This window comes from Amycolatopsis sp. NPDC049691 (genome assembly GCF_040675005.1).
Taxonomy (GTDB): domain Bacteria; phylum Actinomycetota; class Actinomycetes; order Mycobacteriales; family Pseudonocardiaceae; genus Amycolatopsis.
This window is the reverse complement of sequence record NZ_JBFANX010000011.1, coordinates 1-11,184: the sequence shown is the minus strand read 5'-3', so window position 1 is coordinate 11,184 and position 11,184 is coordinate 1. Positions and strand designations below refer to the sequence as shown.

The 11,184-nt window shown below is 71.2% G+C and carries 7 protein-coding genes; 4 read left to right on the top strand and 3 right to left on the bottom strand.

The features are described 5' to 3' along the window. The first annotated feature begins 1 nt into the window (after window position 1). From AB0J40_RS24635 to AB0J40_RS24625, 3 genes are all read left to right on the top strand, one after another. Window positions 2–979 (top strand): zinc ribbon domain-containing protein, encoded by a 978-nt coding sequence (locus AB0J40_RS24635; RefSeq protein ID WP_364456872.1) that lies wholly within the window; start codon window positions 2–4, stop codon window positions 977–979. Between the two features lie 30 nt (window positions 980–1,009). Next, window positions 1,010–5,062, top strand: coding sequence for a translocation protein TolB (locus tag AB0J40_RS24630; protein WP_364456870.1), 4,053 nt, complete (start codon window positions 1,010–1,012; stop codon window positions 5,060–5,062). A gap of 94 nt (window positions 5,063–5,156) precedes the next feature. Next, window positions 5,157–6,476, top strand: coding sequence for a hypothetical protein (locus tag AB0J40_RS24625; protein WP_364456868.1), 1,320 nt, complete (start codon window positions 5,157–5,159; stop codon window positions 6,474–6,476). 7 nt (window positions 6,477–6,483) lie between these two features. On the opposite strand, the gene AB0J40_RS24620 is transcribed toward AB0J40_RS24625, so the two are convergent. From AB0J40_RS24620 to AB0J40_RS24610, 3 genes are all read right to left on the bottom strand, one after another. Beyond that, window positions 6,484–7,110 carry a response regulator transcription factor gene (locus tag AB0J40_RS24620; protein WP_364456866.1) on the bottom strand — a complete coding sequence of 209 codons (627 nt, stop codon included), beginning with the start codon at window positions 7,108–7,110 and terminating at the stop codon, window positions 6,484–6,486. Window positions 7,111–7,206: 96 nt separating this feature from the next. After that, entirely contained in the window at window positions 7,207–7,857 is a 651-nt protein-coding gene (locus AB0J40_RS24615) for a response regulator transcription factor (RefSeq protein ID WP_364456865.1), read from the bottom strand. Window positions 7,858–7,861: 4 nt separating this feature from the next. Then, window positions 7,862–8,536 carry a sensor histidine kinase gene (locus tag AB0J40_RS24610; RefSeq protein WP_364456863.1) on the bottom strand — a complete coding sequence of 225 codons (675 nt, stop codon included), beginning with the start codon at window positions 8,534–8,536 and terminating at the stop codon, window positions 7,862–7,864. Between the two features lie 542 nt (window positions 8,537–9,078). Between AB0J40_RS24610 and AB0J40_RS24605 the strand changes: the two genes are divergently transcribed. Beyond that, window positions 9,079–11,049: a hypothetical protein gene (locus AB0J40_RS24605; protein ID WP_364456861.1), complete on the top strand. Its 1,971-nt coding sequence runs from the start codon at window positions 9,079–9,081 to the stop codon at window positions 11,047–11,049. Window positions 11,050–11,184: the final 135 nt, after the last annotated feature.

The following is an 11,184-nucleotide window of genomic DNA, read 5'->3' as shown; positions in this document are numbered from 1 at the left end:
GATGGTCATCTACGCGGAGTGCGGGCACCAGGGGCCCGCCGACGTCGAGTTCTGCGGCGAATGCGGCCGGTACCTGAAGTGGGACGACGACGGCCCGGTCGCGGTGCGGGCGCAGCCGGTGGTGCAGCAGCAGGTCGTGCAGCCCGCCGAGCCGCTCGCCCCGGTCCGCCAGCCGGTGCAGCGGACCGTCGAAGACGAGGTCCTCACCCCCGGCGACCTGATCTGCGGCCGGTGCGGCAAGGGCAACGCGCCCACCCGCAACTTCTGCAGCCGCTGCGGCGCGTCGCTGGCCGAGTCCGAGGTCGTCAAGACGTCGTGGTGGCGGCGGCTGTTCGGCCGCAAGCCGAAGGAGCACAAGGCGGGCGAGCGGCCGGGCAAGGACGGCGTCCGCCGCCGGACCGGCCGGGCCGGGGCCGCGCGCCGGACCGTGGGCAAGGTGATCCGCCGGGCCGTCGCGGTGGCGCTGATCTTCTCGGCGCTGATCTACGCGCTGTACCAGCCGTTCCGCGGCGCGATCAACACCGCGGCGGCCGGGCTGTGGAGCCAGGTGACCGGCATCTTCGAGACCAAGCTGAACCCGGTCCACCCGGTCAAGGTGACCGCGACCGCGCAGACGAACGGGCACGCGGCGCCGCTGGTCACCGACAACGCCAAGAACACGTTCTGGGCGGCACCCGGCGACCGGGAACAGGTGCTGGTGTTCACCTTCGACCACCCGGCGGACCTGCGGAAGGCGTTCGTGTACTCCGGTGACGCGGCGAACTTCCCGGCCGAGCACCGGCCGCAGAAGCTGCACCTGGTGTTCTCCACCGGCAAGACCTACGACATGGTCCTGGCCGACACGCCGGACTCCCAGGAACTCCCGATCGAGAACAGCGAAGGCGCCACGAGCGTCGAGCTGCACGTGACCGGGCTGTACCGCTCGCTCGCCGGCACGGACGTCGCGATCTCCGAGATCGAGCTGTTCGAGGCCGGCTGAGCCACCGAAGTCTGTTGGGGAGGACCGACCATGCGCGCGAACCGAGCGGTGGCGGGCAGCGCGGTCGTCGCGGTGCTCGGCGGCTGGGCGATCAGCGGCGCGCTCGCGCCGACCGCGGCGCAGGCGCCCGCACCGGCGGCGCCCTACCGCGTCGGGTACGTCAGCGAGGCCACCACGGGCCTGTTCCAGGCGACCGGGGAAGGCGCGGAGCCGGCGCTGCCCCCCGGGGCCGGGAGCGTCGACTCCGACGCCTCCGCCGGCCCCGGGGGCATCGTGTGGGTGAGCCACCGCGCCGCGTCCGCCGGGGGCGCCGAACGGGACGGCGAGCTCTACTACCTCGCCGACGGCGCGCGGCTGCCGGTGCGGCTGACCGACGACGAGACCGTCGACACCCACCCTGCGCTCTCGCCCGACGGCCGCACGGTCGCGTTCGCCTCCGAGCGCACCGGCAGCCGGAACCTGTTCGTCATCGGCGTGGACGGCCGCGGCCTGCGCCAGGTGACGGCCGGCCCGGCCGCCGACGACTCGCCGAGCTGGTCGTCCGACGGCACCCGGCTCGCGTTCAGCAGCACGCGCGACGACCCGGCCGGGGACATCTACACCGTCCCGGCCACCGGCGGCGCCCCGGCGCGGCTGACCGCGGACCCGGCCGCCGACACCCAGCCGGCGTGGGGACCGGCGCGGATCGCGTTCACCACCACGCGCTTCCACGCCGCCGGCGACGTCGTGCTGATGGCCGACACCGGCGGCGCGGTCACCCGCGCGGTACCCGACCCCGGGGACTCCACCGAGCCGGCCTGGTCGCCCGACGGTGCCCGGCTGGCGTTCACGACCCACACACCGGACCCGCTCGGCGACGTCAAGCAGGTCGCCGGCGGCCGCGTCTCGGTCGTTTCGGCCTTGCCCGGCACCGGTGAGACCGAACCGGCGTTCCGCGCGAACGGGCAGCCGGTGTTCACCGAACTGCGCACGGGCGGCAGCAGCGACATCTGGAGCGCGGACGCGACCGGCGGCGACCGCCGGGACCTCACCCAGCGCCCGGACGCCGACGAGTTCGACCCGGCGTTCTCCGCCGACGGCACGCTGCTGGCCTACACCCAGGCCGGCACCGGCGAATCCCGGGAGACCGAGGTCGTCGTGGCCGACGCCGGCGGCGGCGCACCCCGCGCGCTGACCGGTCCGGCGGAGGGAACCAAGCACGAGCAGCACCCGGCGTGGTCCCCGGACGCGACGATGATCGCGTTCACGAACACGGTGTTCGAGGGCGAGAGCCAACGGGACTTCGTGCGGATCGCCCGCGTCGCGGACGGCCGCGTCCTCGGCGACATCCCGATGCCGCCCCACCTGCGCGGCGACGACTCGCAGCCGGTGTGGTCGGCCGACGGCACGAAGATCACCCTGACCCGCGCGGCCACGCGGGTCGCGCCGCCGGGACCGTCCAGAGTGGACCCGGCCGTGGTCGACATCCCCGTCGGCCAGGGCTCTTCGGCGGCGATCGACAAGACCGTGCAGACCGACCGCGTTCCGCCGCGGCCGGACATCGTGCTGCTGATGGACCAGACGGCCTCGATGGGCAAGATCCTCGACGAGATGAAGGGCAAGCTGCACACCGTCATCGGCACCGTCCGGGACAAGGAGCCGGACGCGCAGTTCGCGGTGGCGGCGTTCGGTGACCGCGGCGATCCCATCGCGCCTCCGGAGAACCCCGCGCCACTCGGGCGGCTCTTCCAGGTCCAGCAGGACCTGATCGCGCCCGACGAGGCGGGCGAGGTCAAGCTGAACGAGGCCTTCGCCCGGATCACGCAGAAGTACGGCGACGACACCCCGGAGGACTGGATCTACGCGCTGCACAAGATCGCCACCGGTGCCGTCCACTTCCGCGAGAACAGCAGCCGGATCATCGTGCTGGTCGGTGACGCGACCAGTCACGACCCCAGTGGCAATCCCGAACGCGACGCCACCGCGACCCGCCTGTCGGCCAGTGCCGAACTCCTGGGTGCCAAGATCAAGCTCGTCGCGGTGCCCGTGCTCACCACGGGGAGCGCGGAAGATCCCGACTACGGGCTGGACCGCAAGCTCCAGGCCACCGACACCGTCCGCGAGGTCGGTGGCGTGGTCACGCAGACCAGTGACGAAAAGTCGGTCGCGGACGCCATCATCGCGGGCATCGGCGACCTGCCGGTCTCGGTCCAGCCGGTGCCGTTCTGCGACGCCGGCCTGACCCTCACCTTCGATCCCGCCGGGGCCCGGCAGGTACCCGGCGGGACGCCCGCGCACTTCGTGGAGAACGCGATCGTCGCCCCGGCCGCGCCGCTCGGCGCGCGCCTGCACTGCCGGGTGGAGTTCCGCCTGAACGGCGAGAACTTCGTGCGTCCCGGCTACACCGAAGACGTCACCGTGCGCGTGAAGGATCCGCGGTTGCCGCTGATCACCGTGCACGACAAGACCGTGCCCGGAACCGCCCCCACCGTCGTCGAATACCCCGCGACCGCGGTCGACACCGACGGGGAAACAACGCTCACCCCGTTCTGCACCCCGTCCTCCGGCAGCCTGTTCCCCGTCGGCGCCACCACCGTCACCTGCACCGCGACCGGCCGGAACGGCACCGCCACCGAGACCGCCGTCATCGCCGTCGACCCGGGCGGCGAACGCCGGGAACTGTGGCAGGCCGACCTCACCCCGGCCGCCGACAGCGTCGTCACCGGGACCCAGCGGGACCTCTCGCCGTCGTTCGGCCCGCCGTGCGGCAGCGGCAGGCAGGGTTCGGCCGACGTGTCGCCGGACGGCGCCACGATCGTGTTCCACAACGACAACCGGCTGATCTGCGCCGCGCCCGCCGGCGGCGGACCCGCGCGGGTCCTGGTGCAGAACGCCGGCTCTGTCGACGATCCCGCGTGGTCACCCGACGGCACGCTCGTCGCCTTCGACAGCGCGCCCGGGGAAACCCCGTCGAGCATCCGGATCGTGCCTGCGGCCGGCGGCCCGTCCACGCTCCTGATCGACGGACCCGGCGGGGCGTCGCAACCGGCGTTCCAGCGGATCGCCGACGTCGGCGTGACCGCCACCGCCGTCCCGGCCGCGATCGCGTTCGGCGGGCTCACGACGTTCGAGTTCGTGGTCGCCAACCACGGGACCGCGGCCACGTCCGGGACCGGGCTGTTCGTCCGCCTGACCGCCGGATTGCGCCCGCAGGCGCCCCTCACCACCGCCGGCACGTGCACGCCGGAGCTGGTCTGCACGTTCGGCCCGCTCGCGCCGGGAGCGAGCGCGCGGGTGCGGTTCAGCGCCGCCGGCGTGGTGGCCGGGCCACAGGCCGCGACCGGCACGGTCACCACCACCGCCGGCGGGGACGCCGACGCGCGGGACAACTCCGCCACCGCGGTTGTCACCGTCGCCGAAAAGCCGGCGCCGCCGGTCACCCCGGGGTCGCTGTCGCTGGGCATGGCGGTGTCGGCGGTCCCGCTGTTCGTCGGCGGCGACGACGTCGGGCTGACCTTCCTGGTGCACAACGGTTCCGGGGCGCCGATGCCGGACGTCCGGCTGGCCGTCCAGCTGCCGCCGGGGCTGCCCGCGACCTCGGTGTCACCGGGCTGCGCGCCGAGCGGTGCCGCCTGCGCGCTCGGGACGCTCGCGCCCGGGCAGACGGTCGAGGTCCGGATCGCGCTGGCGGCCGCGGCGGCCGTGGACGCCCCGGTGTCGGCGACGATCGCCACGAGCGGACCGGACACCACCGCCGCCGACAACGCGGCGAACGCGCGCGTGGTGATCCGGCAGCCGGTGGTGGCGGTGGACCCGGGGATCGGCCCGCTGGGCTTCGTGCCGCGGGTGACGGGCACGGACTTCCCGCCGGGCGCGACGGTCCGGCTGGCGTGGTCGGCCGGCATCTCGGCGACGCCGGGTCTGGTGACGGTGGGCGCGGACGGGAAGTTCCAGGCGCAGTTCCTGATCTTCCACCACGACCTGATCGGGCCGCGCACGGTGGCGGTGACGTCGGTGATCGGGCCGAGGTTCGGGACGGTGCGGTCGAACCCGATCCTGGTCGTCCTGCGCACGGAGCAGCCGCCGTTCATCACCCGCGGCTGAGCCCGGACGCTGCCCGTAGGGGCAACCACCGGCGCACGGCCGCACACCCGTCCGCCGGTGCCGCACCGGGGAGCGGACGCGGAGACTTCCCTGCATGGGAGCAACGGCGACGCTGTCGGAAACCGGCCTGGTCGCGGAACCGGGCGAGGAGACGACCTGCTCGGTGACCATCCGCAACGCCGGGCAGGTCGTCGACCAGTTCGCGGTCGACGTCGTGGGCGACGCGAGTGGCTGGGCCACCGCGGAACCGGCGACGGTCAACCTGCTACCGGGGGAGACGGGCACGGTGACCGTGCGCTTCGCCCCGCCGCGTTCCTCCGACGTCCCCGCGGGGACGATCCCGTTCGGGGTGCGGGTGTTCTCGAGCGAGGACCCGGCCGGTTCGGTGGTCGAGGAGGGCACCGTCCAGCTCGGCGCCTTCACCGAGGTGACCGCCGAGATCGTGCCGGCCAAGGTGGAGGCCGGGTCCAAGGCCGACTTCGAGGTCGCCGTCGACAACCGGGGCAACCGGCCGGTGGCGGTGGAGCTGAGCCCCCTCGACCCCGAAGACGAGCTGGAGTTCCGGCTCGAACGCGAGCGGGCGGACCTGGCGCCCGGCACGGCCGCGTTCATCCGGATGCGCGCCCGGCCCCGGAAGCGGTTCCTGCGCGGGCAACCCGTGCGGCACCGCTTCCACGTGTTCGTCACCGCCGACGGCGGCGAGCCGCTCAAGACCGAAGGCACCATGGTGCAGCGGCAGCTGCTGCCCAAGTGGCTGCTGCCCGCGCTCGCCGCGCTGCTGGTGCTGCTGCTGGCCCTGGTGACGCTGTGGTTCACCGTGCTGCGGCCCGCGGTGAAGTCCGCCGCCCGCGAGGCCGCCCAGGAACAGAACCAGCAGATCGTGAAGGCCGCGCAGGACGCCGGCGCCGGGGCCGATCAGGCGAAGAAGAACGCCGACCAGGCCAAGCAGAACTCCGAGCAGGCGATGAAGGCCGTCGGCCTGACCCCGCCGGGCGAGACCGCCGGCGGTGGCACCGCCAACGACGGCACCACCCCGAGCCGGGCCAACGCCGCCACCGGGACGCCGACGGACTTCCGGGTGGCCGCCGACGCGAACATCGACTCGAACGTCAACCGGTTCGCCGAGTTCCCCTACACCATGCCCGACCCGAACAAGACCCTGGTGATCACCGACCTGATCCTGCAGAACCCGCGTGGGGACACCGGAACCCTGCGGCTGCTGCGGGATTCCGGTGGCACCAAGAGCGTCCTGCTGGAGGTCGGCCTGTCGAACTTCCGCGACCTCGACCACCACTGGCTGCAGGCGTGGCGGTTCCAGCCGGGGGAGAAGATCGTCCTCGCGGTCAGCTGCCAGAACCCGGGCGATCGCGGCCACTGCACGCCGTCGGTGTCCTTCTCCGGCCGGGTCGAGTGACCCCGTGTCAGATCAGCCCTTCGCGCAGGGCGAACGCGACCGCGTGGGCGCGGTTGCGCAGCTGGAAGCGGTTGGTGATGTCGTGCAGGATCGACTTCACCGTCCGCTCGGAGTAACTCAGCTGGTCGGCGATCTCCTTCGTCTCGAACCCGTCGGCGACCAGCCGCAGCACCCGGGTCTCCCGCTGGGACATCCCCGCGAGGTCCCACCCGTTCGGGTGCAGCACGTCCCGCTGCAGCCGGGAAACCCGCGAGAGCAGGCGGCCCAGCAGGTCGGGTGGCAGCGCGCCTTCGCCGACGGCCGCGGTCTTGACGAGCCGGACGAGGGTGTCGGGGGTGGCGTCGGCCCGGCGGATGATCGCCGACACGCCGTTGCCGACGACGTCGAGCAGTTCCGAGTCCTCGACCTCCCCGGCGACGAGGACGACGCCGGCGTGGTTGGCGCACTGGAGGCTGCGCAGCAGCTGCCGGGCTTCCTCGTTCAGGCGCTCCACGATGACGAGGACCACGGCCGGTTCGCCGCCGTCCTCGTCGGCGAAGCGGATTTCGGGGCGTGAACGCAGCGCGGCCGTGACTCCCGCGCGGGTGATGGTGTCGGTGGCGTGCAGCAGCACCGGAACCTGGTCGGTGAGCATCGGTGAACCCCTCCCTCGAACGACGTCGGTTCCCAGGATCGTGGTGCGGGGGGCTTGCCGAACAGGGAGGAGGAGTCCCGATGTGTCCCGCTTTCCTTACTCCGATCGGGCAATGCCGGCTTCCCGCGCCTTGGCGATGGCCTGAGCGCGGTCGGTGACCCGCAGCTTGCGGAAGATGTGGGAGACGTGGTTGCGCACGGTTTTCTGGCTCAGCACCAGCTGGTCGGCGATGGAGGCGTTGCCCATGCCGCGCGCGACGAGCCGCAGGATTTCCTGCTCGCGCGCGGTGAGCCGCGGGAAGGATTCGTCGCGTGGGGTCGCGGTCCCCAGCAGGGACAGCACCCGGGTGGCGATCGCCGGGCTGAAGATGGCCTCGCCGTCGCCGATCACCCTGACGGCGCGGATGATCTGCTCGTTGCGCGCGCCCTTGAGCAGGTAGCCGCGGGCACCCGCGCGCATGGCGGCGAACACCGCGGCCTCGTTTTCGAACATGGTCAGCATGAGCACGCCGGTGTGCGGGGCGGCGGTGACGATCCGCCGGGTGGCCTCGACGCCGTCGAGGTCCGGGAGGTTGAGGTCCATCAGGACGACGTCGGGCTCGAGCTGTTCGGCCAGGGCGACGGCGGTGCGGCCGTCGGCGGCTTCCCCGGCGACCTCGACGCCGTCGGTGCCGTCGAGCAGGGCGTTGAGCGCGGCGCGGAAGACGGGGTGGTCGTCGACGACGAGGACGCGCAGGGTGCCGAACATGGCGTCACGCCTTGGCGAGCGGGAGCCAGGCGGCGATCCGCGTGCCGCCCGAGGGAACCGGCTCGACGCGGCAGCCGCCGCCGAGGTCACCGGCGCGTTCCCGCATCGACCGCAGCCCGCTCCCGCCGACCGCGGGCAGCGCTTCGCCGTCGGTGCCGACGCCGTCGTCGACGATCTCCACGTGCAGGTCTCCGTCCCGGGGCCAGAGGTGGACGGTGCACTGGCGGGCACCGGAGTGGCGGGCGACGTTCACCAGTGCCTCGCGGATGATCCGGTAGGCGGTGACTTCGACCTCCGCCGGCAGCGCGGGCAGGTCGGCGTGCACCTCGACGTCGACGCGCAGCGGCCCGTGTTCGGCGGGCATCCGCTCGGCGAGCGCTTCGGCGTACCGGCGCACGGCGAGGACGAGCCCGGCGTCGTCGAGCGCGGGCGGCCGAGCGTCGGCGACGATGCAGCGCAGGTCGGTGATCGCGCGGTAGAGCTCGTCTTCGAGCCGGGCGAGCAGGTCCCCGGCGGCCGCGCGGTCACGGGCGATGAGGTCCCGGGCGGCACGCAGCCCGAGCACGGCAACGGCGAGCGTCGGTCCGAGTCCGTCGTGCAGATCGGCGAGCACCCGTTTGAGCCGGTCTTCGTACCCGGCAGGAGCACCGAAATCGGCGACGACGAACGTCCGGCGCATCTTCACCCCCCGTCCGGCGGAACGGTCCCGGCCTCCGGGCGCAAGGCGGAGAGCCGGCTCGTGCGGGTGGTCCAACCGGCGTTGCGCTGTTTCGCGTAGCAGGGTGGTTACCCGTTGTACTAGTCGCCGCATCCGGTTCCGGCGTTTCATCCCGGACCCCCGAGTAAGGTCACGGAATGGTCCCGATGCGAGGGCGCGAGTAACGGGAGCGGCCGAGTGGCGCAGAAAAACGGCCGCGTGGAAATCAATTCATGAACTGCGTCGCGACCTGGTCACAATCCAACGGGTGATCGATGCTGCAGCCGCAGGGGAGTCCGATAGAGCCGGACTGGCCCCGGCGTCGAAGCTGCGGGCCTCGCCTCCGTGGCGGCGCCGGCGCCCTAACATGGGCGGGTGAGCGTGCGCGTACTGCTCGTCGAAGACGACCCGTTGGTCCACTCCGGGCTGCTCATGTTCCTCACCTGTTTCGTGCGTGAAACGGCGCTTTCGACGCCGTGAGTTCCCGATGGGTTCGCCGCGCGTCTGTGGTTCTGGTCCCGGTCGTGTTTCTGGTGGCGCTGCGGATCGGCTGGCTGAGCTGGCTGGTCGCGGACGGCGGTGCGGTCCGACGGACGCTCGAGGGGCTGAGCTGGGTTGCTGCGCTCCTGGCGGTCAGCTTTTCCGCACTGGATCTGCGGAAACAGCGGACGAAGCCGGTTGCCGAGTCCGGAGTTCACATCGGGCGCGCGTTGTACCTCGACGGCGATCGGCTACCGAAGGTGGCCGATGTGTCTCTGCTCGCGCTGCGGGTGAAGCGCGCGGTGGACACGTTCGACGACGAAGGCCGGGATCTCCCTCCATACGTGCCGCGAGACAGGGACGAAGATCTGGACTGGGCGATCGCGAGCGGCGGCCTGGTGCTGTTGCACGGCCGCGCAGCCGCGGGAAAGAGCCGCGCGGCGGCCGAGGCTGTGCGCCGCTTACGCCCCGCTCACGACCTGCTTGTCCCCGTCGACGGCCCGGCGTTGCGGCAGATCGCCGAGTCTTCGCCCGAACTCACCGACACCGTGGTGTGGCTCGACGACCTCGAACGTTTCCTCGTCCCGGGTGGTCTCGACTTGGGCCTGCTCCAGCGGCTGGCTCCCTCCGTGTGTGTGGTCGCCACCATCCGCGACCACGAACTCGCTGCTCACCGCGCTGCCGACGGTGCGATCAACAAGGCTGCGGCCGATTTGATCGCGGGCATCCCGCCGAGCCATTTGATTGTCATCGACAAGCACCTGACCGAGGCTGAGCGGGAGCGCGCAAAAACCGCGCAGGCCGGCGATCCGCGCATCAGCCAAGCGCTGATTGCGTCCGAAGGGTTTGCGGAATACCTCGCGGCGGGAACGCCGATGCTGCAGCGCTGGTCCATCGGCGACAGCCCCCTGTTCTACGTCGGCCAAGCAGTGATCAGTGCGGCGATCGACTGTCGGAGGGCAGGCTATTCCGAGGCGGTGCCGGGCGCCGCTCTCGCCGAGCTGTACCGCGGCTACCTGCCGTCGCCTTGGCGCGATCGCTCCGACCTCCCGCCCGTCGCCGAGGGTCTGGATTGGGCAGCCCGGCCAGTGCTGGGCGCCAGCTCCTGCCTGCAACCGCGGACCGGTGGCGCCTACCTGGCCTCCGACTACCTCGTCGATCGCGCACAGGAGGGGACTTGCCCGCTGGGGGACTCGCCGATCCCCGATCGCACTTGGGAAGTGCTGCTCTCCGTCAGCTCGGGCCAGAACATCGTTTCCGTCGGGCTCGCGGCCTACGACGGGGGCCGGTTCGAAACAGCGGAGAGATTTTTCCGGCGGGCCGTCGACAGCGGAGACGAAACCGCCCTCGGCCCACTGTCGATGACCATCGGGAGAATGAACCGATTTTCCGAGGTCAACGACATACTTCTCAATGCGGCGCAGTCCGGCAATGAGGATGTCATGGCGTACGCCCTGATGGCACTCGCCATCGGCGATCGTTTCGGTGATATATCAGATCTCGCCCGCCAAGCGATCACCGATGATGATTCCGATGTCATATACTTGGCGACTGCTGCACTCTCGGAACGAGGCCGTTCCGGAGATCTCCACGATCTCTTCGCCGTTGCCATCGATCACGGCCGGCCGGATATGATCTACGCAATTTCGGCATCAGCGAGGAAGCTTCTCAGTGCTGAGCAACTCGTCAGTCTTGTACGATGCTCAATCGAAACCGGTAATGCGCCGGCCGTTGCCGCAACAATCTTCAGCCTGAAAGATACCCGCGGAGAATATGCAGAAGGCATATTTGGGCCTGGCTTCGACTGGCTCGCGGGTCAAGATAAGATTGCTGATTATCTGATGTTCCCGCTTGAGGCTATAGAAAACGAAAACCTCGACAGCCTCCACAGGTTCGCCGCGCGCCTAGTCAACCGGAATCAAGACGAAGTCATTGTCCGACTTCGTCGCCATGCCGTCAAACATGGGCGCACCAAGTCAGCGGACCTGCTCAGAAGTTTTGAGCCTGGCGGATAATCCGGATCTTCATTTCGACTCCATCAATGCGGACCGCCGAGCCTGATTATCCGGGAGGGGAGTGGTGTCACGGAGCGGGACCAGCACCGGCTTCGCGTGCGCCACCTGCGTCACGATCGGGTAGGCCTCGAACGA